Source organism: Adlercreutzia muris (assembly GCF_008831045.1).
GTDB lineage: Bacteria > Actinomycetota > Coriobacteriia > Coriobacteriales > Eggerthellaceae > Adlercreutzia > Adlercreutzia muris.
This window is the reverse complement of record NZ_WAJS01000016.1, coordinates 45,427-69,177: the sequence shown is the minus strand read 5'-3', so window position 1 is coordinate 69,177 and position 23,751 is coordinate 45,427. Positions and strand designations below refer to the sequence as shown.

Below are 23,751 nucleotides of genomic sequence, written 5' to 3'. Positions count from 1 at the left end.
TGTGTCATCATCTCTCACGGGCTTCGCAGACCCCACCTGTCCGGGTATACGAATCCAAGGCAAGCGGGTGCCTTGAAGTAGGCATTATAGCGCGACTTCTTGCGCTGTCCAACCTGCGAAAACATCTCGTTGGGACGATGTTTCGCTGATGGCATCGATGAGCAATGGGGCAAAACGGTAGCAAAACCGTTGCTGATCTGGCATTTTGCCTGGAACTTCCGGAATATGCCGCCCTGTTTCCCCCTTTTAGGCCACCGATTATATTTTTCCGTGGATGACTTTTTTCACTGATGAGCGGGCTCAGGATTGGGAAACAGAGTCGCGAGCGAGAGCCGACCGGGCTCGCCGACCTTCCTTCGGAGCCCTTAGGCCACGAGGCGCTTGGCGAAGGAGGGGGCGAAGTAGTCGAAGGTGGCCCGCATAATGCGGCCGCCGCCCGTGGAGGCGTGGATGTACTCGCCGTCGCCGACGTAGACGCCCACGTGGTACACGCCACTGCCGCTGCCCCAGAAGAGCAAATCGCCGGGGAGCACCTCGTCGAGCGAGACCGCCTCCCCCAGGGCGCTCTGCTCCGCGGCAGTGCGGGGAAGCGCCATGCCGAGGGCGTGCTCGAAGACCCACCGGGTGAACCCGGAGCAGTCGAAGCCGGCCGGCGTGGTGCCGCCGTAGACGTAGGGAACCCCGAGGTGGCTCGCGGCCTCGTCTACGACCGACTGGCGCCGGATCGCGCGCTCCTCCTCGGCGGCGCGCTCGGCGGCGCCGTCGGCCACAGCGCCCACGTAGTCCTTGATCTCGTTGGCGAAGGACTCGATGTGAGTGAAGGGGTTGTCCTGCGCGACCTCGTTGGCCTGGGCCTCCGGGGCGCTCATCGCGATCATCGTCGCGGAAAGGGCGCAGGCGAGCAGAAGGGTGCGCGCCCGCTGGGTGAGAAATCTGTAACTAAGCATGGCGGCGAGTGTAACGGGTCGGCCGCCCTCGTCCAAGGCCCTTCACAAGTCCCGCGCCTTCAGTTCACAGCCCCCTCGCGGGAAATAAACGGGATGGACACGGCCGTTTCGCACGGCCTCCATTCCTGAGGAAAAAGATGAGAGACGGATTGGAGGCGAATGCCCTGCTCAGAAGAACGTTTGAACCGAAAGGTTGGATGCGGGTCACCCTGACCGGGCGAGTTCCGCAGCGACGGGGGGCGAACCCGGCGGTGCTGCCCCCGAAGCGGGGGCAGCTTGAGTGAATCAAGGTACCGCGCAGCCGCGCTCTGGAGGAGCAGGGCGATCCTTATTCCACGCGCGGCACCTCGCCGGTCTCCAGCAGGTGCAGAAGGGCCGCCTCATCGAGCACGGGAACGCCGAGGGCGACGGCCTTGTCGTACTTCGAGCCGGCGCTCTCCCCCGCCACGACGAAGCTCGTCTTCTTCGATACGGAGCCCGACACCTTCGCCCCCATGGCGCGCAAGCGCGCCCCGGCCTCGTCCCGGGTCATACCCGAGGCGGCCAGGGTGCCCGTGAGCACGAAGGTGAGCCCGGCGAGCACCTGGGGCGCCGCCTCGTCGACCTCCATAACCTCGGCGGCCATGGCCACGCCGGCGGCCCGCAGCCGCTCGATGACCGAGACGTTGTCCGGCGTGCGGAAGAACAGCCAGATGCCGTGGGCCATCTTCGGGCCCACGCCGTTTATCCCGGCCAGCTCGTCCTCGCCGGCGGCGGCCAGGGCCTCCATGGAGGGAAAGGCGCCGGCCAGAAGCTCGGCAGTGGTCTTGCCCACATGGCGGATGCCCAGGCCGAAGAGCACACGGGCGAAGGGGCGGCCCTTGGAGGCCTCGATGGCGGCCACGAGCTTTTTCGCCACCGTGTGCCCCAGGCGGATGGGCTCGCCATCCTTGTTCACGCGGCCCATATCGATGGCGGCCAGCTCGTCCTCAGAGAGCGAGTAGTAGTCGGCCACATCGGCTACCCGTCCGCTTTCCACGAGCCGGCTTACGATCTCCTCCCCCATGCCGTCGATGTCGAGCGCCCCGCGGCTCGCCCAGTGGAGCAGCCGCTCCAAAGCCTGGGCCGGGCAATCGATGGAGATGCAGCGGAAGGCCACCTCGCCCTCGTCGCGCACCACGGGGCTGCCGCAGCTGGGGCACGCGCTCGGCATCTCCCAGATGCGGGCCTCGGGGCTGCGCAGGGCCAGCACCGGACCGAGCACCTCGGGGATCACGTCGCCGGCCTTGCGCACGATGACTGTGTCGCCCACGCGCACGTCCTTGCGGTGCACCTCATCTAAGTTGTGCAGCGTCGCCCGGGCCACGGTGGACCCGGCCACCGATACCGGCTCCAGCTCTGCCACGGGCGTGAGCGCGCCGGTGCGCCCCACCTGCACGGTGATGTCCAGCAGTTGGGTGGTCTTCTCCTCGGGCGGGAACTTGAAGGCGATGGCCCAGCGCGGGGCCCGGGCGGTAAATCCCATGGCCGCCTGACGGGCGAAGGCGTTCACCTTCACCACCACGCCGTCGATCTCGTAGGGCAGTGTATCGCGGCGCCGGACGGCCTCCTCGCAGAAGGCGCGCACCTCCTCGGCGCTCTCGCACAGCCGCACATCGGGGTTTACATGGAATCCGGCCTCGCGCAGCCACTGGAGCAGCTCCCACTGGCCGGCAATGTCGAGCGCCCCCTCGTCGGCGATGGCGTACATGAAGGTGGACAGGTCGCGCCCCTGGGTGACGCGCGCGTCCTTCTGTCGCAGCGATCCGGCCGCGGCATTGCGCGGGTTGGCGAAGGGAGAGCGCCCCTCGGTGACGGCGGCGGCGTTGAGCGCCTCGAAGCTCTTCTTGGGCATGTACACCTCGCCGCGCAGCTCGAGCGCGTCGGTGCCGGGCGTGATGGCGGCAAGCGCCCCCTCGCGCAGGCGCAGGGGCACGTCGCGCACGGTGCGCATGTTCACAGTCACGTCCTCGCCGGTGGTGCCGTCGCCGCGAGTGGCGGCGCGCACGAGCAGGCCGTCCTCGTAGGTGAGGGCGATGGAGCTGCCGTCGATCTTGAGCTCGCAGCACAACGGCGGCAGCACGCCCCCGCAGGCCTCTTCCACGCGCCCGAGCCACGCGTCCAGCTCGTCTAAGTCCATGGCGTTGTCGAGCGAGTACATGCGGCGCTCGTGCACGACAGGGGCGAACTGCTCGCCCACGTAGCCCCCCACGCGCTGGGTGGGCGAGGCCGGCGTCACCAGCTCCGGATGGGCCGCCTCGATCTCGCGCAGCTCGCCCATGAGGGAGTCGAAGGCCGCATCCGAGATGGTGGGGTTGTCAAGAGCATAGTACTGGTAGCTGTGGTGCTCGATCTCGCGACGCAGGGCCGCCGCCCGGGCGGCCGGATCGCTCGCCGCGGCCGCCAGGGCCGCCTCGTCGAACAGGGGGCTTTCCCGCTGAACCATGGATATGCGCCTTTCTCCTCGCCGCAGGGCCGTGGCGCGGCCCCGCCCGTCGCACCGGCCGCCTCCCGCGGGGAAGACGGCCGCCTCGTCAGCGAGGGCCCGGACGAATCCGGGCCCTCGGTCGTGTCGCAGCGGCTATGATACCACCGCCGGGGCGACGGGCGAAGCCGTAGGGCCGCACCCGTCGCCGCCGTGCGCCTAGTGGTTGTGGGCGAAGCGCGTCGGCGCCTGGGGCAGGGTCACGCCGTAGACGGCCATCTGCGCACCGCGGGCCATAAGGAACAGCCCGAGGAACAGGGCGAAGGAGCCCGGGGCGATGATGAAGGCGAAGCCGCACAGCACGCTCACGATGCCGGAGAACAGCACCCAGCCCCAGCCGGGCAGCACCTCCCGCAGCCGCACCGAGGCCACGATCCCGAACACGCCGTAGGCGATGACGAAGATGCCCATGACCCAGGGGATCACCACGGCCGACGCCACGGGGTGCGCGATGAAGAGCACGCCTAAGATGAGGTCGCAGGCGGCATAGGCGAGCGCCCAGGCCGACAGGCCCGCGCTCTTGCGGTACCTGAAGAAGGCCCAGCCGTCCACGATGCCGGCGGCCACGAACATGCAGCCGGCCAAGATGGCGATGGTCACGAGCGTGAGGCCCGGCACCATGAGCAGGATGAAGCCGATGATGATGAGCGCGATGCCGGCGGCGAACAGCGCCCAGTTGCGTCCCGGTTTGATATCCATGGTTTCCACACTCCTTATGCGAGGTTGTATACTAGGTGGGCTCCCATTGTAGGGGGCCGCGCCAGGCAGCATAGCGCTCTCGGCGCGGCCGTTGCCCAGGAGATTGCGCCGCGTTGGCACGGCGTTGGAATGATCATCGCCCGGGAAAGGACCCCCATGACCTTCACCGTCGCACCCCCTCGCACCGATGCCGCGCTGGCGGCTCTGCTCCCCTGGCCCGCCCCCGACGCCCACAAGTACAGCCGCGGGCGCCTCGCCCTCGTAGCGGGCTCGCCGGCCTACCCCGGAGCGGCCTGCCTGGCGGCCACGGCCTCCCAGCGGGCCGGGGCCGGCTACACCGAGGTGTTCTGCGCGGGGAAGTCGCTGCTCGCCGTGCGGGCCGCGAGCCCCTCCCTCGTCGCGCAGGATTGGCGCCATTGGCAGCCGAGCCGCGGAGCCGCCCTAAGCCCCGACCGCCCCGGCGCCTGCGTCATCGGCTGCGGGTTCGCCGGCGAGGGGAAGACCGAGGGACCGCTCGTCATGGAGACCCTGCACGCCTTCGCCGGCCCGCTCCTCGTCGACGGGGGCGCCCTGACCCTCCTGGCGAGCGCGACGGGGCTGCGCCTGGCCGCTGAGCGGGCCTGTGCGGGGCTGCCCCTCGTGCTGACGCCCCATGGCGGCGAGGCGGTCCGGCTCGCCCGGGCGGCGCAGCTGGAAGAGGGCCTTACGGGAGCGGCCCTCGCCCGCGAGCTCGCCCGGGCCTTCGGGGCCGTCGTGGCCCTCAAGGGCCCGTGCACCTACATAGCCGACGGCGCGGGGGTGGAGGCCATGGACCGCGGCACGGCGGCCCTGGCCAAGGCCGGTACGGGCGACGTGCTCGCCGGCATCATCGGAGCGCTGCTCGCCCAGGGCATCGGGGCGCGGGACAGCGCCGCCCTCGGCTGCGCCCTCCATGCCGAGGCGGGCCGGGCCGCCGAGGAGGCACGCACGGCCATCTGCGTAGTCGCCGAGGATCTCCCCTCTTATCTGCCGGCCGCCGTGCGGGCCATCGCGGGCCGGTAAGCGAGCCGCTTAAGCCCCAGAGGACTCGGGGCGGGACAGTGCCGCTACGGTCTTGGCAAGGACGGCCACGTCGATGGGCTTGGACACATGGGCGTCCATACCCGCCGCAAGGGCCTCCCGCTTATCCTCGGCGAAGGCGTTGGCCGTCATGGCGATGATGGGGATGGTGCGCCCGTCCGGCCGATCGAGGGCCCGGATGGCCCGGGCGGCCTCGTGGCCGTTCATGACCGGCATCTGCACATCCATGAAGATCATGGCGTAGGTGCCCGCGGGCGCGGCAGAGAACATCTCCACGGCCTCCCGGCCGTTCTCGGCCACATCGCAGGTTCCATGGTGGATACCCAGCACCGCGGCGATGACCTCGGCGTTCAGATCGTTGTCCTCCGCTACGAGGAAGTGGCGGCCGCCGAGGGCCTCGTCGATGTCCACCGGGGCCTCGGGGGCCGGAACGTCCACATCGGCCGCATCCCCGACCGCCGGCGGGAAGTCCAGATCGATGGTGAAGGTGGAGCCACGGCCGAGGGCGCTCTCCACGGCGATGGTGCCGCCCATGAGGTCTACGAGGTTCTTGGTGATGGCCATGCCGAGACCGGTGCCCTGGATCTTGTTGGTCAGGCTCGACTCCTCCCGGGAGAACGAGTCGAAGATGGTGGCCAGGTACTCCGGTGCCATGCCGATGCCGTCGTCGGCCACCACGATGCGCAGATGCTGCAACGCGCCGTGGCGTTTGAGGGATCCGTCGATGGCGAAGCGGATGGAACCGCCCTCGGGAGTGTACTTCATGGCATTCGACAGCACGTTCATGAGAATCTGCCGCAGGCGCCCCTCGTCGCCCACGAGGGCCTCATAGGTCACGCCGGTCACTTCCACGGTGAAGACCTGGTCCCGGGCGCTGGTCTGGGGCCGCATCATGGCCTCCACCGCCGCCACGGTCTCGCTCAGGCGAAACTCCGAGGCCGCCAAGGTGGTCTTGCCCGACTCGATCTTCGACATGTCGAGCACGTCGTTGATGAGCCCGAGCAGATGCTGGCCGGACGTGGCGATCTTGCGGTTGTACTCGCGCACGGTCTCGGGGTCGTCGGCATCGCGGTCGATGAGGGCCGAGAAGCCCAGGATGGCGTTCATGGGGGTGCGGATGTCGTGGCTCATGGCCGAGAGGAAGTTGCTCTTGGCCCGGTTGGCCTCCTCGGCGGCGGCCACCGTGTCCATGAGCTTCTGGCGAATATCATGCTCGTGGGTCACATCGGTGAGCGAGTAGATGATCTTCTCGCTGCCGCCGAGCACGACCGGGCGGCTCGTGATGCGCAGCCACATATTCCGGCCGAGGGCCCCGTTGAAGCACTGGAACTCCCAGGTGCGACGCTCGCCCGGAACGCCGGAGTGCACGATGGCCGCCACCTTCGCGTAGGCCTCGTTGGCCGACAGGCCGTCCACGGCGAAGAACGCAGCGGCCGGCACTCCCAAAATGTCCTGGATGTTCTCGAATACCGCCTCCACGACCCGGTCCTTGATGTCCACAATGAAGATGGCCGTGTCGATGTTGGCGCCGATGGCCTGATAGATGCTCTGAACGTAGCGCTCGCCCCGCCGCTCGCGGCGGTTACGGTACACGAGCAGGGCGGCGATGGCGGCCACGGCCAGAAGCACCGAGCCCACGAGCACAGCCACGAGCCGCGCCGTCACGGTCACGATGGCGGTGCCCTCGGCCTTATCCGTGGGCATGATGGCGTCGGCCTGCACCACCAGCTCGTGGATAGTGGCGTAGTAGTGCAGGCCGGCGGCGGCAATGACCGCGGCCAAGGCAATGACCACGGCCGCGACGGCCACGAAGATGGTCCGGGAATCGAGTCTCTGCCTCATGGTCGCCGGCCGCCCGAGGAGCTATTCCACCGTGACGGACTTGGCCAGGTTGCGGGGCTGGTCCACGTCGCAGCCGCGCAGCAAGGCCACCTCGCGGGCCAGAAGCTGCAGAGGCACGCTCGCGGTGATGGGGCTGAAGGCGTCGCGCACCTTCGGGATGCAGATGACATGGTCGGCGTGTTTGGCGATGTCCTCGTCGCCCTCGGTGGCCACGGCGATGATGCAGGCGCCGCGGGCCCGGGACTCCTGGAGGTTCGAGACCACCTTGTCGTAGACCGGGCTGTCGGTGGCGATGGCCACCACGGGGAAGTTCTCGTCAATGAGCGCGATGGGGCCGTGCTTCATCTCGCCGGCGGCGTAGGCCTCGGCGTGCAGATAGCTGATCTCCTTGAGCTTCAAGGCCCCCTCGTAGGAGGTGGCCGCCCCCATGCCGCGGCCGATGAACAGGGCGCTCGGGGCATCCACCATGGCCCGAGCGGCCTCTTTTACGGCCGGCCCGCACTCGGTGAGGATGCGCTCCACGGCCTCGGCCGTGTCGGCCAGCTCGCTGAACAGGAGCTTGATCTGGCCCTGGGTGAGCCGGCCCGTGGACTGGCCCAGCAGCATGGCCAACAGGGTGAGGGAGACCACCTGGCCCAGGAAGCTCTTGGTGGAGGCCACGGCGATCTCCTTGTTGGCCTTGGTGTAGATGACGCCGTCGGACTCGCGGGCCACGGGGCTTCCCACCACGTTGGTGATGCCGAAGACCTTTGCGCCGCGCACCCGGGCGTCGCGGATGGCGGCCAGGGTGTCGGCGGTCTCGCCAGACTGGGACACGGCCACCACGAGGGTCGTGGGGGTGATGATGGGATTGCGGTAGCGGAACTCGCTGGCCACCTCCACCTCGCAGGGGATGCGGGCCCAGCCCTCGATGAGGTTCTTGGCGATGAGGCCGGCGTGGTAGGAGGTGCCGCAGGCGATGACGTAGACGCGATCGACGAGGTTGAGCTCGGCCGGAGTCATGTCCAGCTCGTCGATGGTGAGCGACCCGCCGGAAAGGCGGCCGGCCAGGGTGTCGCGGATGACCCGGGGCTGCTCGTGGATCTCCTTCAGCATGAAGTCGGGATAGCCCCCCTTCTCGGCCACGTCGATATCCCAATCAACGTGGGTCACCTCGGGCTCGAGCGGGTTTCCGTCCATGTCGAAGTAGGCGATGCCGTCGGCCGTCAGGCGCGCCATCTGGTCGTCGGCGAGCACCACCACATCGCGGGTGGCATCGATCAGGGCGATGATGTCGCTGGCCACGTAGCTGCCCGTCTCGCCGCGGCCCACCACGATGGGCGAGTCCTTGCGGCAGACGATGATGGTGCCCGGCTCGTCCTCGGCCATGACGGCCAGGCCGTAGGCGCCCACGAGCTGGGAGGCGGCCTCGGCCACGGCGGCGCGCAGGTCGCCGGCGCCGGCCTCGCGCAGCCGCTGGTAGGCCTCTTCCACGAGATGGGCCACCACTTCGGTGTCGGTCTCGGACTTGAAGGCGTGGCCGCGGCCGACCAGCTCCTCGCGCAGCTCGGCGAAGTTCTCGATGATGCCGTTGTGTACCACGGCGATATCGCCGGCGCAGGAGGTGTGCGGATGGGCGTTGGCCTCGCTCGGCTTGCCGTGGGTGGCCCAGCGGGTGTGCCCGATGCCGCAGGTGCCGGTCAGATCGAAGTGCTCGAGGGTATGGGCCAGCTCGGACACCTTCCCCTTGCGGCACACCACCTCGATGGCCTCCCCCTGCTGCACGGCCACGCCAGCCGAGTCGTAGCCGCGGTACTCCATGCGGGAGAGTCCCTCGATGAGGATGGGCTCGGCGGGGGCGGCCCCCGTGTATCCAACGATTCCGCACATAGGTTGCTCCTTTGGAAACGGGACGCACCGGAGCGCCCCTCGTTCTTGTCGGTGATTCGCATCATTGTACCGTCGCGGGCAGAATGCCGCGCCCCGTTTCACGAAACGTGCGCACGGGGCGCATCTGGTAGAATGGCGGGCGACACGGAGACGGCGCGACCGGCGAGCCGGCTCCCTCCTCCCCGGCACTCCCAAGGAAAGGCGGCATTGTGGCCCGATCCAAGAAATCCCAGGCTATCGTCGACGGTGCCCTGTCCATGGCCGTGGCGAGCGATTCGGTGGGCCTCGGCGTCGATATCGTGGAGATCGAGCGCATGGCCCGCATCATCAAGCGCTCTCCCGCCTTCACCGAGAAGGTCTACTCCGCCGCCGAGCGGGCCTACTGCGACGGCCACGCCCACCCGGAGGTGCACTACGCCACCCGCTTCGCCGCCAAGGAGGCGGTGCTCAAGGCCCTGGGAACGGGGTTCTCCGAGGGCATCGGCTGGCTCGACGTGGAGGTGCGCCGCACGAGCAAGGGGCGCCCCTACGTGGTGCTCACGGGCCGGGCCCGGGAGGTGGCCCGGGAGATGGGGGTACGCGAGATCCCCATCTCGCTGTCCTACACGCACACCGACGCCGTGGCCTGCGCCATGGCCATCACCGACGAGTCCGTGGCCGCCCAAAAGCGCCGGCGCGACCCCATGGAGGAGCTGACCCGTCAGTTCAAGGAGGCCCGCTCGTTTCTTGACGAGCTCCCCGCAAACGAGGGCGGCCGGGAGTAGCCCCGGCCGCCTCCTAACCGCTAGCCGCGCACCTCGGCGCCGCAGGCCTTCTCCACCTTGGCCACCAGCTTGCCGTGGGCCCGCTCCACTTCCTCGCCCGTGAGGGTGCGATCGGCGGCGCGGTAGGTGAGGGTGTAGGCCATGGACTTCTTGCCCGCCCCCACGCGCTCCTCGTCGCGGTACACGTCGAACAGGGCCACCGATTCCAGCAGCTTGCCGCCGGCCGAGGTCATCACCTGCACGAGCTTCTCGTGGGTCACGTCCTCCCCCACCACGAAGGCCTGGTCCACCACCACGGCCGGGAAGGTGGGCACGGCCACGTAGTCGCGGGCGGGACGGGCCGCCTTCACGAGGGCCGCCACGTCCAGCTCGAAGGCCACCACCGGCGCCATCGCGTCGAAGGCGTCGCACACAAGCGGGTGCACCTCGCCGACCCAGCCGATGACGGCGCCGCCGGAGAGCATCTCGGCGGCCCGGCCGGGCTGCAGCTGGGGCGCCTCATCGGCGGCCAGGGCCCGGAAGCGCACCTTGGGGCACGCCAGCTCGCGGGCCAGGTTCTCCAGCACACCCTTGCCGTCGAAGAAGTCGAAGGGCACCGCCGGCGCGTTCCAGGCCGCATCCCCCATGGAGCCGGCCATGACGGCGGCGAGCTTCTTGCGCTCCTTGGCCTTCTTGCGCCCCTCGGCGGCCGAGAACACCGTGCCGATCTCGTAGAGCTGGATGTTCTTCACGCCGCGGGCCTGGTTGTAGGCCACCGACCGCAGCAGGTTCGGCACGATGGACTGGCGCATGACCGACTGGTCGGCATTGAGCGGGTTCAGCAGCTCCACCGCCAGGCCGAGGCCGTCGGCGGGTAGGCGCAGCCGCTCTACGTCGCCGGGCTCGGCGAAGGAGTAGGTCATGGTCTCGTTGAGGCCCGAGGCCCGCAGCACGGCGTTCACCAGCCGCAGCGTCTCCTGCTCGGGGGTGCGGGCGCCCACGCGCTCGCGGCCGCCGGGCAACGTCGGCTCGATGCGGTCCATGCCCCACAGGCGCAGCACTTCCTCGTACAAGTCGATCTCGCGCTCCAGGTCGGGACGGAAGGTGGGGGCCAGCACCGAGAGCACCGCGGCCTCGCCCGTGGCCTCCACGGCACAGCCGAGGCGCACGAGGATGTCCTCAATGAAATCGGCGGGAATATCGGCGCCCATCATGGCGTTGAAGCGGTCGATGCGGAAAGTGAGCGGGCGCGCCTCGGCCGGCCGGCCGTACACGTCCACCACACCCGGGCGCACGGTGCCCCCGGACACCTCGGCGAGCAGGGCCGCCGCGGCCTGGGAGACAAGCTCGGTCAGGTTCTCGTCCACCCCGCGCTCGTAGCGCATGGAGGACTCGGAGATAAGGCCGAGGTTGCGGCTCGTGCGGGAAGTGCGACCGTTGCAGAAGTCCGCCGACTCCAGCAGCACCGTCGTGGTGGCCTCGGTCACCTCGGTGTCCAGGCCGCCCATGACACCGGCCAGGGCCATGGCCCGCTCGGGGGTGGCGATGACGGTCATGTCCTCGGAAAGAACGCGCTCCACCCCATCGAGGGTGACAAGCCGCTCCCCCTCGGCAGCGCCGCGCACGATGATGCGCACGCGCCCGTCGCCGTCGCGCAGGGTGTCGAAGTCGAAGGCGTGCAGGGGCTGGCCGTAGAGGTAGAGGATGTAGTTGGTCACATCCACCACGTTGTTGATGGGGCGGCCGCCGGCGGCGCTCACGCGCTCGGCGAGCCAATCGGGCGAGGGGCCCACCTTCACGTTGTCGATGACCCGGGCCGTGTACCGACAGCAGCGCTCGCTGTCGGGCACCTCCACGGTGACGGCGGCGGCCACATCCTCGCCGGCTGCGACGGCGGCGAGCTTCGCCACGTCGTCGGCCAGGGGGTAGGTCACCGGCTGCTGGTACATGGCCCCCACTTCCCGGGCCATGCCCACCACCGACAGGCAGTCGGGGCGGTTGGGGGTGATCTCCAGATCGAGCACCGTGTCGCCCGAGCCGATCACCTCGGCCACAGGGGTGCCCACGGGGGTCTCCTCGGGCAGGATCCAGATGCCCGAATGGTCGGAGCCGAGGCCCAGCTCCCGCTGGGAGCAGCACATGCCGCAGCTGACGACACCGCGTAGCTTCGACTTCTTGATCTTGAAATCGCCGGGCAGCACCGCGCCGACGCAGGCCACGGGCACCTTGATGCCCGCGGCGATGTTCGGGGCGCCGCAGACGATCTGCACCGGCTCGCCGGCCCCCACGTCCGCGGTCACCACGTGCATGTGGTCGGAATCGGGATGGGGCTCGCAAGTGAGCACGTGCCCCACGACAACGCCCTCAAAGGCCTCGCCGGTCTGCTCGACGCCTTCCACGCCCGTGCCCGTCAGATCGAGCCGGTCGCAGAACGCCTTCAAATCGCCCGGCACCTGCGTATATTCCGAAAGCCACTTCAAAGATACTTTCATAGCTTCATTCCTCTCCTAGAACTGACGCAGGAAACGCATGTCGCCCTCGAGCAGCATGCGCAGGTCGGGCACGTCGTACTTCAGGCAGGCGATGCGCTCCACTCCCATGCCGAAGGCGAAGCCGGAGTACTCCTCCGGATCGATGCCGCTCATGGACAGCACGTTGGGATCCACCATGCCGCAGCCGAGGATCTCGATCCAGCCGGTGCCCTTGCACATGCGACAGCCCTCGCCGTGGCAGATGCCGCAGCTCACGTCCGCCTCGGCCGAGGGCTCGGTGAAGGGGAAGTAATGGGCGCGGAAACGGGTCTTGCGCTCGGGGCCGAAGATCTGCTTGCACAGGTAGTCGAGGGTGCCCTTCAAGTCGCCGAAGGTGATGCCCCGATCGACCACGAGGCCCTCGATCTGGTGGAACTGGGGCAAATGCGACGGGTCGGCCACGTCGCGGCGGTACACCTTGCCCGGGGCGACCATGTAGATGGGCAGGTCCCAGTCCTCCATGGTGTGCACCTGCACGCCGGAGGTCTGGGTGCGCAGGAGCACGTCGGACTCGCCGCGCACCCGAGCCGCGTCGCCGGACAGGTCGCGCACGTAGAAGGTGTCCTGCATGGAGCGGCTCGGATGATCGGCCGGGGCGTTCAGGGCCGTGAAGTTGTAGTAGTCGGTCTCGACCTCGGTGCCCTCGACCACCTTGTAGCCCAGGCCCAAGAAGATATCGGAGATCTCGTCGATGATGCCGTTGATGAGGTGGCGCGTGCCCATCTGCTGGGCACGGCCGGGCAGCGTCACGTCCACGGCCGCCTCGTCGATGGCGGCGGAGAGCTCCGCGGCATCGAGCACGGCCTTGCGGGCTGCCAGGGCCTCCTCCACTTCCACGCGGGCCTCGTTCACGGCCTTACCCACGCTCGCCCGCTCCTCGGGGGGGACCGATCCCATGGAGCGGAGATAGCCGGTCAGGCTGCCGGACTTGCCCAGCACCGCCACGCGCACCCCGTCGAGGGCCGTCGAGTCGGCCGCCGCCTCGATGGCGGCCAGGGTGCTCTCGCGCAGCGCCGCGAGCTCCTCTGCGATTGCCATATCTGCCTTCCCTTTCTCGTACATCGAACCTATAGAAAAGAGCCCTCTCCCGCCTTGGCCGGAGACACGTCTCCGAAACCCAAGGACGAGAGAGGGCTCTCGCGGTACCACCTCGGTTGGCCATGGCTCCGTCCGGCCCTCGGCCGGGGGCGCCATCGCCCGCTCGTTGCGCTCGGTCACGGGAGCGAGCCGTCGCCCCCTACTGGCCGGCGCCGCAACGCGGATTGCCGGGTTCAAGGGCGCTGCTCGGAAGGGAACTGGTCTCGCGCCTCCGATCGGGCCCTTTCAGCCAGGGGGCCCTTCTCTGGTGATCTCAGCCTGCGAGCCTTATCTTCGTCATCGCATGTAGCAGTGCAGTATAGCGCACTTCTTGCGGTGCGACCACCGCAATCCCCGCAGAGACCGCGGGAGGCGGCCGCGACGCTACAGGAAGCGGTACTTCACCGTGCGCAGGCCCCAGTCGCGGCAGCTGGAGAAGCCGAAGGCCTTCCATACGCCGGGCTGCAGATCGAGCACGCGGCTGCCGCCGCCCATGGAGCCGCAGTCGTTCACCGTAGCGTACACGGTCATGCCGCCGTAGCGGATCTCCACGGTGCGGCCGAAGTAGCTGCGGTAGTTGGGCATCGACTTGGGAACGGCCACGCCCATGGAGTTATCGTCGCAGATGGCGCCCGTGGCCGTGGTGCCCGGGTTGGGCGTGGACGGATCGGTGCTGCCGCCGTAGGCCGATGCGGTGCCCGAAAGCCACCCCTCGTTGGACGACCCCGAGCCCGAGGACTCGGAATCGGAGCCCGAGCCGGAACCGGAGCCCCCGGAACCCTCGTCGGGGTCGGACGTCACTGGCTCGTCGTCGGAGACGACCGGCTCGCGATCGCCGGTGTTGGCATCGGGGCTCTCTTCCACATTATCAGCCGCAGCAGCCTCGGCCTGAGCCTGCTGCTGACGCAGGGCCTCGGCCTGGGCGGCCAGCTCGGCCAGCCGGGCCGCCTGGTCCTCCTTGGCGCCGGCCAGGCGCTCGGTGGCGCCCTGGACGACGGCCTCGGCCTGGGCCCGCTTCTCTTCCTGGGCGGCCAGGGCCTGCTCCTGCTCGTTCTTCTGGGCGTTCAGCTCGTCGGAGACCTCATCGAAGGCGCGCTTGCGCTCCTTCTGCTCGGCGATCTCCTCGGCCTGATAGGCCATGATCTGGTTGACGTACTCCATATTGCGCAGCAGATCATCGAAGTTCTTCGAGTCGAGCACCAGGCCGAGCAGTCCCAGAGAACTGCCATCCCGGTACTCCCCCACGGCCACTGATTCCAAGACGGAGCGTCCCTCCAGCATCGCCTGCTGGGCCTCGAGAGCGGAGGCCGCGGTGTCGTCGATCTGCTGCTGCAGACGCTCCACCTCGGCCGTGAGCTGCTCATACTCCTCGTTTATCTCGGCCATGCGCGACTCGGCCGCATCAAGCGTGGCTTGGGCATCGTCAACGGCAGCCTGGGCATCGTCGGCCGGGTTCGCCAAAGCGGATACGGGCGCGAGCGCCGCCAGGGAGCAGGCGAGCAGGATCGCCATGAAGCCCGCGATCAAGCGCCGTCCTTGTCGTTGCAGGTATACCAAGGCATCCCTTTCGTTGCGCTGACATTCTCCGGACCGGTTCCCCGTTTCCGAGGAGGCGGCCCGTGACATATCGCTTTATCTTCCCGAATAATACGGTTGCTGACAAGCGTCTTGCCGAAAAAGACACGACCGAGCGTCCCGCCCCTCGCTGCACGATACCAGAATCTTCCATGTAATGCAAATGTTTGTTCGTATTACTATTGATTTTTTTACTCCCTTCCCCTACACTGCGTCCATACGGAAAGGAGGCACCATGCATGCCATGGTCACCGCCCGAGTCCCCGTGGAGATTCGGGATCAAGTCAATGCGCAGCTGCGCTCCATCGGTTCATCCCCCACTGAGCTGGTGAACGCCGCCTATGATTACGTGCTGCGCACCGGGCAGCTGCCCGACCCGCAGCCGAGCGAACAGCCCCTGCGCATCACGCTCACCGACGCGCAAGTCAACGAGTTGCGCTTTCGCCTGCGCCACGCCACTCGCAGCGTTCCCGCCACATTCTGGGGCCCCGAGGGGCCGGCCCTTGCGGCCTTTGAGCCCGATTGTCCCGAGGAGATGTAGCCATGCGATTGTTCATTGATAGCGACATGCTGCTCGATTTCGTAGCCGAGAGACCCCAGACCCGCGAGGCCTGGAACAAGCTCAACGCCCTGGAACTGACGGGCACAGCGGAGTTGTGGGTGGGAGCGGCGAGCTTCGAGCGGGTGCGCAGCGCCCTGGCCACGGCCGTGGCCGACGGGGAGGCCCGATCGGCCCTGCGCTCTACCATGGGCTTTCTGTCGGTCTGCTCCGTAGACGGCGGCGACGTGCGCTTCGCCCTCGACCACGGGGGCGTTCCCTACGAGACGGCCCTGACCGAGGCCTGCGCCCGCAAGATCCAGGCCGACTTCATCATCACGGGCACCGGCCCCGTCGACATCTCACGGCCCATCCGCCGGGTGGAGCCCGAGGAGTTCTTCGAGGTACTCGAGCGGGAGCAGGGCATCGTCTTCGACCTCATCGACTTCTAGAAAGGGCGCCCCATGATCGACGAAATCCACGTGCGCGACATCGCCCTCATCCGCAGGGCCGCCCTTGCCCCCTCCCCGCGCCTCACCGTGCTCACCGGCGAGACCGGCGCCGGCAAGACCGCTCTCATCTCGGCCTGCAAGCTGCTCATGGGGGCGCGGGCCGACAGCGCCGTGGTGCGCGAGGGGGCCGAGCGGGCCCAGGTGGACGGACGGCTCTTCGCTCCGGGAGAAGCCGACGACCTCGTCATCTCCCGCCGCGTCGGGGCCGACGGCCGCTCCCGCGCCTCCATCAACGGGGCCATGGCCAGCGTCTCCGAGTTGGCGGCCACCGTCGGCCCCCTCATCGAGCTCTGCGGGCAGCACGAGTACCAGGCCCTCCTCAAGACCGCCGAGCACGGCCGCATCCTAGACGCCTGGGCCGACGAGACTGCAGAGGCGGCCGGAGCCTACCGGGCGGCCCTCGAGGCGGCCGAGGCGGCCGAGGCGCACCTGCGAGAGGTTCGGGCCCAGGCGAGCGCCTCCTCGAACCAGCTCGACGAGGCCCGCTTCACCCTTCAGCAGATTGAATCCGCCAACCCCCAGGGCGGTGAGTACGAGGAGGTGCGCGACTGGCTCGCCCGGGCCGAGCACGCCGAGACGCTGGCCCGCAACTCCCACGGCGCGGCGGCGGCCCTGTCCGGCGACGAAGGGGCCCTCGATGCCCTGAACGCCGCCATCGGGCTCATCGACGAGGCTGCGCGGGCCGACGAGAGCCTCGCCCCCTACGCCCAGTCCCTGCGCGAGGCCTCCTTCGTCATCGAGGATGTGGCCCGCGACATGGCCGCCTACTGCGACGGCATCGACTTCGACGGCGCTTCCCTCGCCGAGGCCCAGGAGCGCATGGGCCAGCTCACCGGCCTCATGCGCAGCTTCGGTCCTACCATGGAGGAGGTCTTCGCCCGCTGGGACGAGGCAGCCGCCCTCGTGGCCGCCGTCGACGATGCCGATGGGCTCATCGAGGAGGCCCAGCGGGCGCGGGACGCGGCGGAGGCGGTCCTCGCCGAGCGGGCCGCGACCTACGACGGGGCGCGGCGCGGCGCGGCCCCCCGCTTCGCAGAGGCCGTGAACGCCGTGCTCGCGCGCCTGGAGATGGGCGGGGCCGAGCTGCTCTGCACCGTGGGCGAGCTGCCGCGCGAGCAGTGGAGCCGCAGCGGCCCCGACGTTGTCGCTTTCGAGTTCCGGGCCAGCAAATCCATGCAGCCGCGCCCCCTCACCCGCATCGCCTCCGGCGGCGAGATCAGTCGCGTCATGTTGGCCGTGAAGGTGGTGCTCGGCGAGCGCGACGGCACCGAGACCCTCATCTTCGACGAGGTGGATGCCGGCGTGGGCGGCAACGCCGCCAACGCCCTGGCCGCCGTCCTCGCCGAGCTGGCCGCCAGCCATCAGGTCATCGTCATCACCCACCTGGCCCAGGTGGCCGTGCTGGCCGATGCCCATTACACCGTCACCAAGACAGCCGGCGACGAGCCCCGCACCGAGCTCGCCCCGGTCGAGGGGGATGCCCGCATCGCGGAAATCGCCCGCTTGCTGTCGGGCAGTACCACCGAGACCTCCCTGGCCCATGCCCGGGAAATGCTCGACCGCGCCCGAGACTGATCGCGCCGTCTGTCGGTGCAGGCCGCGATGCTTGCTCGTCGGCACGCGGCCTCGTTACCCGGAGGAGGGCGCCCCCCCATAAGCTGAGCCCCGCTAGAAGAAGGGGATGAGGGCAAAGCCCCCATCCCCTGACCGGAAAGGCGATCGGCGCGCCGGCGCGCTTCCCAATGATGATTCCCACGGGGAACCGCAGGCGCCTTAGGCGGCTGCGGCGTCCTGCAGGTCCTTGGCCAGAGCCTCCACGTCGTCATAGGCAATGAGCTGGTCGATGGTCACGAACTTGTACCCCTCTTCCACCAGCTGGGGCAGGGCGATCTTCAGCGCCTCGATGGTCTGACTGCGGTCGCCGCCCCCGTCGTGCATGAGCACCACATCGCCGGGCTTCACGCTCAGCAGGCGCTGGGCGATGGCCTCGGCGCCGGGACGGCGCCAATCCTCGGTGTCGACGTTCCAGCCGATCTCTCCGGTCACATAGGGCTGCAGCGTCCAGATGATCTCGTCGTGATAATTGCCACCCGGAGAACGGAATATCTTCGACGCTTCCTTGCCCGTAGCCTGGGTGATGGCGTCCTGGCCCTTCTGCACCTCGGCGATCTGCTCGTCGGCCGACATGCGGGTCATATCGACACCGCGGCCCGACCCGGAGGCGTGATCGTAACTGTGAGTGCAGATCTGGTGTCCCTCGTCGGCAGCCCGCTTCACCACTTCTGAGAAATCGGTCTTATCGAAGATCTGGTCTCCGATGGTGAAGAACGTGGCCTTCACCCCGTACTGCTTCAGCACATCGAGCAGTTCGGGCGTGGTGCCGATGGGGCCGTCGTCGAAGGTGAGCGCGACGACCTTCTCCCCCTTGGTATCGGCGTTGTACTTCAGATAGATGTTATCGCGGCCCTCGCGCACCGTCTCCTCGACGGTCTTGCCCGACACCTTACCGGTGCGCTTCTCCACCTGGCCCGTCTCTCCGGGCACGTACACATGGATGGCGCCGTCGCCCAATTCCTGATGGCCCGGCTCGCTCTCCACGGTCTCGGTCTCGTAATCCTCGGTGGCATCGGCGCCGTCCTCGATCTGGAGCGTATCGCCCTTGTGAAGGGCCGTGGCGGCATCGGTGAACTCGCTGCCGTTGATGGTACCCGTGAACGGCGTACCACCGCCCTCCTCGAGTACCTCCCCATCGACGGCGAGGAGGTTGCCGGGCTTAGGGGACACGATGCCCTCGTTTATGATATCGCCTACCGTAGCGCCATCGTGCACCGTGCGTGTCATGCCGTTGACCGTCACGTTGTAGGTGGGCGGGTTCAAATAGAGGTACACGCCGACCCCGATGACCGCCAAGATGACCACGGCGACGATGGCCGAGACGATGCCGCTCTTCTTCTTTCCCTTTTTCTTATAGCGGCCCATGTCGTCGTAGGGGGTCATCTGCCCCTCGGTCTTCTGAGCGGGCATGACCCGCGGGTTCGCCCCCGCGGGAGCGTAACCGGCATAGCCGCCCTGCTGCTGATAGCGCGAGCCGTACTGCGGGTGATTCGCCGCCTGGGGATGGGGCTGGCTTACGGCCGCGGCGTACTGCTCGTAGGCAGCCCGGGCCGCCGCCTCTTGGGAGGCGGCATCATGGCCGCTCGGGTAAGAGCACCCCGCCACAGCCGGATCATCGTCGGGCGGAAGGACGGCCGCCGGGCCCGTCAGATACGGGGCCGCGGAAAAGCTCCCCGTCTCCTGGGACGGGTGCCGGCGCGTGGGCTTGGGATGCGGCCGCGGGTTGTTCCGCGGATTATGGCTTCCTCCCGCAGGAGTCGTCGGCTGATTGGGCATCTAACTTCCTTCAAGCAAGCTCAAGGGTGGCACAGGTTGTCTAGGGGCATTATACGTCCTGCAACCTCGTTTCCCCGCGCTCTCCGGCTTACATTTCCGTAAAGATCGCAATCCGCAGCATCTCCACGAGTGAGCATGGGCCGAACCGAGAGCATTCTGGGGCCCGCGAGGGGCCGCCGAAGCCATCGCAGCCCAGGCAACGCCGCCGACCCGTTCGCCACGGCTCGCGCCCCGCCCCCCATGCGGCAGCGCTCAGGCCCCACGGCTGCTGCCGTAGGCGGCGTGCTTGCGGTTGCCGTAGGCGCTCCCCTTGCGGGCCGACTTCTTCAGGTCCTTCAGCACGTCGTCTTCGGACTTGTCCTCCACCGAGCTTTTCAGCTTCACCACCTGGTCGCGCAAGCGGGCCGCCTCCTCGAAGTCCATATCGCGGGAGGCCGCCGCCATGTCGTCCTCCATGGAGGAGATGATGCGCAGCACCTCTTCGCGGGACAGCTCGGCCAGCTCTTTGTTCACCTGCTCGGCCGTACTGCCCTCCACGTCCTCGGTGATGAATCCCATGATGTCGTTGATGGCCTTGCGGATAGTCTGGGGCTCAATGCCGTGCTCGCTGTTGTAGGCCATCTGGATCTCGCGGCGCCGGCGCGTCTCGTCGATGGCGCGGCGCATGGAGTCGGTGATGCGGTCGGCGTACATGATGACCTGGCCCGACACGTTGCGGGCCGCGCGCCCGATGGTCTGAATGAGCGAGCGGTGGTTGCGCAGGAAGCCCTCTTTATCGGCATCCAGGATGGCCACGAGCGATACCTCGGGAAGATCCAGGCCCTCGCGCAGCAGGTTGATGCCCACAAGCACGTCGAACTCGCCCCGGCGCAGATCGCGCAAAATCTCAGTGCGCTCCAGGGTGGCGATGTCCGAGTGCATGTAGCGGGACTTCACCCCCTGGTCGAGCAGGTGGTCGGTGAGGTCCTCGGCCATCTTCTTCGTGAGCGTGGTGATGAGCACGCGCTCGCCCCGGGCGGCCCGGTCCTTGGCCTCGTCGATAATGTCGTCGATCTGGCTCGCGCTCGTGCGCACGACGATCTCGGGATCCAGCAGGCCCGTGGGGCGGATGACCTGCTCCACCTGGGCCAGGCTCACCTTCTCCTCGTAGTCGCCCGGCGTGGCCGACACGTAGACGAACTGGGGTATGCGCTCTTCGAACTCATCGAAGCGCAAGGGGCGGTTGTCCAGGCAGCTGGGCAGGCGGAAGCCGTGCTCGGCCAGGGTGATCTTGCGGGAGCGGTCGCCCTCGTGCATGCCGCGGATCTGCGGCACTGTGACGTGGGACTCGTCGATGATGCAGAGGAAGTCCTTCGGGAAGTAGTCGATGAGCGTGTAGGGGGGCTCGCCCGGCGCCCGTCCGTCCAGATGGCGCGAGTAGTTCTCGATGCCCGAGCAGAAGCCCATGGTCTCCAGCATCTCCAGATCGTAGTTCACGCGCATCTCCAGGCGCTGGGCCTCCAAGAGCTTGCCCTCCTCCTTGAACTGCATGAGGCGCTCGCGCAGCTCGTCTTGGATAGTGACCAGGGCCTTGTCCATCTTCGGCCGCGCCGTCACGTAATGGGACGCCGGCCAGATGGGCAGCGCCTCGTAGCTGCTCAGCACCTCGCCGGTGACCTGGTCGATCTCGTCGATGGACTCGATCTCATCGCCCCAGAACTCGATGCGGATGGGGTGGTCGGCGTAGGGCGGGAACACGTCGAGCGCATCGCCCCGCACACGGAAGGTGCCGCGCTTCTGCTCGTAGTCGTTGCGATCGTACTGGATATCGATGAGCTCGTGGATGACCTGGTCGCGGTCCATCTCCTTCTCTTTGTCGACGAACACGGCCATGCCGGCGTAGTCCATGGGGCTGCCGATACCGTAGATGCACGACACCGACGCCACCACGATGACGTCGCGGCGCGACAGCAGGGCCGAGGTGGCCGCATGGCGCAGCTTCTCCACCTCCTCGTTGATGGAGGCGTCTTTCTCGATGAAGGTGTCCGAGGCGGGCACATAGGCCTCGGGCTGGTAGTAGTCGTAGTAGCTGACGAAGTACACCACGGCGTTGTCAGGGAAGAATTCCTTCAGCTCGGCGGCCAGCTGGGCCGCGAGGGTCTTGTTCGGAGCCATGACGAGCGTGGGCTTCTGCACCGCCTCGATGGTCTTGGCCATGGTGAAGGTCTTGCCGGAGCCGGTCACGCCCAGAAGCGTCTGGTAGCGCAGCCCCTCCTCGATGCCCTTTGCGAGCGCTGAAATGGCCTCGGGCTGATCGCCCGACGGTTCGAAGGGCGAAACCACCTTGAACGGCGTGCCCGCCAGGCGCACCTCGGGAAGCTTGCCGGCCATCTCGATGCCCTCGATATTGGAAAGATGAGTGGACACGCGCGTCTCCTTCTCAAAATGTCGTTAGAAGAAGCCCAGTTTAGCACGGCCCGATATAATTGAACAGATGTTCGCATATATTACCTGCGTCTCTCCATTCATGAGTGCTATACTTCGCAATCGTCATCGGCGGAGCGTGAAGGAGAAGGCTGTGGCGAATCTGAAGAACGTGGTTTCCGGCATCGGCGTCTGCGCGGCCATCGCTGTGCCCTGCTGGTTTCTCGGCGAGGCGCTGCCGGTCGTCGGCGGCCCGGTATTCGCCATCCTGGCAGGCATGGCCATCGCCCTTGTTTGGAAGCAGCCGGCGCGGGGCACCGTTCAGGACGGCATCGCGTTCACGGCCAAGAAGGTGCTGCAGTACGCCGTCATCCTGCTCGGTTTCGGGCTGAACCTGGCCCAGATCGCCGCCGTGGGCGCCGAGAGCCTGCCCATCATCTGCTCCACCATCGCCACGGCCCTCATCGCGGGCTACCTCCTGTACCGCGTGCTGCACCTCGATAGCGCCATCGCCACGCTCATCGCCGTGGGCTCCTCCATCTGCGGCGGAAGCGCCATCGCGGCCACGGCTCCGGTCATCAAGGCGAAAGACGAGCAGGTGGCCCAGGCCATCTCGGTCATCTTCCTGTTCAATGTCATCGCGGCGCTCATCTTCCCCACCTTGGGAAGCGCGCTCGGCATGTCCAACGAGGGCTTCGGCCTGTTCGCCGGCACCGCCGTGAACGACACCTCGTCGGTCACCGCCGCCGCGGCCGCCTGGGACGGCATGCACCCCGGCGCCAACGCGCTCGACGACGCCACCATCGTGAAGCTCACGCGCACGCTCGCCATCATCCCCATCACGCTCGTGCTGGCCATCACAGTGGCGCGCAAGGAGAACGCGGCAGGCGTCGGCGCGGCTGCAGGCGTCGGCGGCACCGACGGCACGGCAGCGAGCGACCCTGCTGCCAACGCCGAGATCGCCACGGCGGCTCCCGCCACCACGAAGCCCCTCAGCGGCTTCTCGCTGAAGCGCGCCCTCCCCACCTTCATCCTGCTCTTTTTGGCAGCCTCGGTCATCACCACGGTTGCCGTGGCCGCTGGCGCCGACGTGGCGGTCTTCGCACCCTTGAAGACCTTGAGTCGGTTCTTCATCGTCATGGCCATGGCTGCCATCGGGCTGAACACCGACCTCGTGAAGCTCGTGAAATCCGGTGCCAAGCCCATCCTCATGGGTCTCATCTGCTGGATCTGCATCGCCGCCGCCAGCCTCGCCATGCAGCACACGCTCGGACTGTGGTAGCAAAAGAGGCCGTCTCCACGAGACGGCCTCCGAGACGTCGATCTGCAATCGGCTCTATCCGAGCTAGATTTCCTTCTTATACTCGTTCCACCAGGCGAGCACCTCGTTGCGGAGCTCTTCGGGGGTGCCGTCGTTGTTGAATACCACGTCGGCCGCCTCGATGCGGTCGGCGTCGGTAATCTGGCGGGCGATGCGGGCCCGCACGTCCTCCTCGGAAAAGCCCGAGGCCACGGCGCGCTCGATGCGCACCTCCAGCGGCGCGAGCACGGCGATGACCACATCGGCCCCGTAGGCCAGCGACTGCTGGCGGTTGCGGAACACCGAGTACTCCACCACCACGGCCGGCTTCCCCTCGTGCTCGAACTCGTCGATGAGGTCGGTGTAGCGCTCCTCGATGCGCGGCATGGTGATGCAGTTCAGCTTGCGCGTGGCCGCCGGGCTCGCGAAGGCCACCGCGGCCAGCTCCGCGCGCACCACTTCCCCGCCCTCGTCGAAGATGCCGTCGCCGAAGGCACCGCGCAGATCGTCCTTTACCGTGCCCCACGTAAGCACCTCGTGGCCCACCTGATCGAGATCGATCCAGGCCAGACCCTCATCGGTCAGCGCCTTGCGGGCCGTGGACTTGCCGGCGCCCATGCCGCCGATGAGAAACAGCTTCTTCATGCAGTACCTCCTCCGAAACCGCGCCCCTTCGCGCGATCCTGCGCAGACATTTCAACGGCTCCATGATACACGAGAAGGCCGCTCCGAAGAGCGGCCTTCTGAAAGTCACCGATCGAAT

The 23,751-nt window shown here is 67.8% G+C and carries 17 protein-coding genes; 6 read left to right on the top strand and 11 right to left on the bottom strand.

Annotated elements, in window-relative coordinates:
- Positions 1 to 365: 365 nt before the first annotated feature.
- The 3 genes from F8D48_RS06470 to F8D48_RS06460 all read right to left on the bottom strand — a co-directional run bounded on the left by F8D48_RS06470 (position 366) and on the right by F8D48_RS06460 (position 4,149).
- Positions 366 to 947 carry a C40 family peptidase gene (locus F8D48_RS06470; RefSeq protein WP_135971385.1) on the bottom strand — a complete coding sequence of 194 codons (582 nt, stop codon included), beginning with the start codon at positions 945 to 947 and terminating at the stop codon, positions 366 to 368.
- Positions 948 to 1,275: 328 nt separating this feature from the next.
- Entirely contained in the window at positions 1,276 to 3,411 is a 2,136-nt protein-coding gene (gene ligA / locus F8D48_RS06465) for an NAD-dependent DNA ligase LigA (protein WP_151430560.1), read from the bottom strand.
- A 198-nt stretch (positions 3,412 to 3,609) separates the two neighbouring features.
- Positions 3,610 to 4,149, bottom strand: a complete 540-nt coding sequence (locus F8D48_RS06460; RefSeq protein ID WP_160324698.1) for an HdeD family acid-resistance protein — start codon at positions 4,147 to 4,149, stop codon at positions 3,610 to 3,612.
- Between the two features lie 156 nt (positions 4,150 to 4,305).
- On the opposite strand from F8D48_RS06460, the gene F8D48_RS06455 reads away from it, so the two are divergent.
- Positions 4,306 to 5,190 carry an NAD(P)H-hydrate dehydratase gene (locus F8D48_RS06455; RefSeq protein WP_151430556.1) on the top strand — a complete coding sequence of 295 codons (885 nt, stop codon included), beginning with the start codon at positions 4,306 to 4,308 and terminating at the stop codon, positions 5,188 to 5,190.
- A gap of 9 nt (positions 5,191 to 5,199) precedes the next feature.
- On the opposite strand, the gene F8D48_RS06450 is transcribed toward F8D48_RS06455, so the two are convergent.
- Positions 5,200 to 7,050, bottom strand: coding sequence for a hybrid sensor histidine kinase/response regulator (locus F8D48_RS06450; RefSeq protein WP_135971389.1), 1,851 nt, complete (start codon positions 7,048 to 7,050; stop codon positions 5,200 to 5,202).
- A 21-nt stretch (positions 7,051 to 7,071) separates the two neighbouring features.
- Positions 7,072 to 8,919 carry a glutamine--fructose-6-phosphate transaminase (isomerizing) gene (gene glmS / locus F8D48_RS06445; protein ID WP_151430554.1) on the bottom strand — a complete coding sequence of 616 codons (1,848 nt, stop codon included), beginning with the start codon at positions 8,917 to 8,919 and terminating at the stop codon, positions 7,072 to 7,074.
- Positions 8,920 to 9,128: 209 nt separating this feature from the next.
- Between glmS and acpS the strand changes: the two genes are divergently transcribed.
- Positions 9,129 to 9,683, top strand: a complete 555-nt coding sequence (gene acpS, locus F8D48_RS06440; protein WP_240806261.1) for a holo-ACP synthase — start codon at positions 9,129 to 9,131, stop codon at positions 9,681 to 9,683.
- Positions 9,684 to 9,703: 20 nt separating this feature from the next.
- Here acpS and pheT read toward each other — a convergent pair whose 3' ends face one another.
- The 3 genes from pheT to F8D48_RS06425 form a co-directional block, all read right to left on the bottom strand.
- Positions 9,704 to 12,154: a phenylalanine--tRNA ligase subunit beta gene (gene pheT / locus F8D48_RS06435; protein ID WP_151430552.1), complete on the bottom strand. Its 2,451-nt coding sequence runs from the start codon at positions 12,152 to 12,154 to the stop codon at positions 9,704 to 9,706.
- A 15-nt stretch (positions 12,155 to 12,169) separates the two neighbouring features.
- Positions 12,170 to 13,231, bottom strand: a complete 1,062-nt coding sequence (gene pheS, locus F8D48_RS06430; protein ID WP_151430550.1) for a phenylalanine--tRNA ligase subunit alpha — start codon at positions 13,229 to 13,231, stop codon at positions 12,170 to 12,172.
- Between the two features lie 423 nt (positions 13,232 to 13,654).
- Entirely contained in the window at positions 13,655 to 14,797 is a 1,143-nt protein-coding gene (locus F8D48_RS06425; RefSeq protein WP_151430548.1) for a coiled-coil domain-containing protein, read from the bottom strand.
- A gap of 283 nt (positions 14,798 to 15,080) precedes the next feature.
- Here F8D48_RS06425 and F8D48_RS06420 point away from each other — a divergent pair, with 283 nt between their 5' ends.
- Genes F8D48_RS06420 through F8D48_RS06410 form a run of 3 tightly spaced genes read left to right on the top strand, consistent with a single transcriptional unit; the run spans position 15,081 to position 17,470 of the window.
- The gene (locus tag F8D48_RS06420; protein ID WP_135971133.1) at positions 15,081 to 15,386 is read left to right on the top strand and encodes a hypothetical protein; all 306 of its coding nucleotides are present in this window, start codon (positions 15,081 to 15,083) and stop codon (positions 15,384 to 15,386) included.
- A 2-nt stretch (positions 15,387 to 15,388) separates the two neighbouring features.
- Positions 15,389 to 15,835 (top strand): hypothetical protein, encoded by a 447-nt coding sequence (locus F8D48_RS06415; protein WP_135971134.1) that lies wholly within the window; start codon positions 15,389 to 15,391, stop codon positions 15,833 to 15,835.
- 12 nt (positions 15,836 to 15,847) lie between these two features.
- The gene (locus F8D48_RS06410) at positions 15,848 to 17,470 is read left to right on the top strand and encodes a DNA repair protein RecN (RefSeq protein WP_151430546.1); all 1,623 of its coding nucleotides are present in this window, start codon (positions 15,848 to 15,850) and stop codon (positions 17,468 to 17,470) included.
- 198 nt (positions 17,471 to 17,668) lie between these two features.
- Here the strand turns inward: F8D48_RS06410 and F8D48_RS06405 are convergent, their stop codons facing one another.
- Together F8D48_RS06405 and uvrB are read right to left on the bottom strand one after the other, a co-directional pair.
- Complete coding sequence (locus F8D48_RS06405) at positions 17,669 to 19,285, bottom strand: polysaccharide deacetylase family protein (protein ID WP_151430544.1); 1,617 nt, start codon at positions 19,283 to 19,285, stop codon at positions 17,669 to 17,671.
- A gap of 252 nt (positions 19,286 to 19,537) precedes the next feature.
- Complete coding sequence (gene uvrB / locus F8D48_RS06400) at positions 19,538 to 21,655, bottom strand: excinuclease ABC subunit UvrB (RefSeq protein WP_151430567.1); 2,118 nt, start codon at positions 21,653 to 21,655, stop codon at positions 19,538 to 19,540.
- Positions 21,656 to 21,842: 187 nt separating this feature from the next.
- On the opposite strand from uvrB, the gene F8D48_RS06395 reads away from it, so the two are divergent.
- A complete protein-coding gene (locus F8D48_RS06395; RefSeq protein ID WP_240806260.1) occupies positions 21,843 to 22,970 on the top strand; it encodes a YeiH family protein in 1,128 nt (375 codons plus the stop codon).
- 63 nt (positions 22,971 to 23,033) lie between these two features.
- Here F8D48_RS06395 and coaE read toward each other — a convergent pair whose 3' ends face one another.
- Positions 23,034 to 23,633, bottom strand: a complete 600-nt coding sequence (gene coaE, locus F8D48_RS06390) for a dephospho-CoA kinase (protein WP_135971137.1) — start codon at positions 23,631 to 23,633, stop codon at positions 23,034 to 23,036.
- Positions 23,634 to 23,751 lie beyond the last annotated feature (118 nt).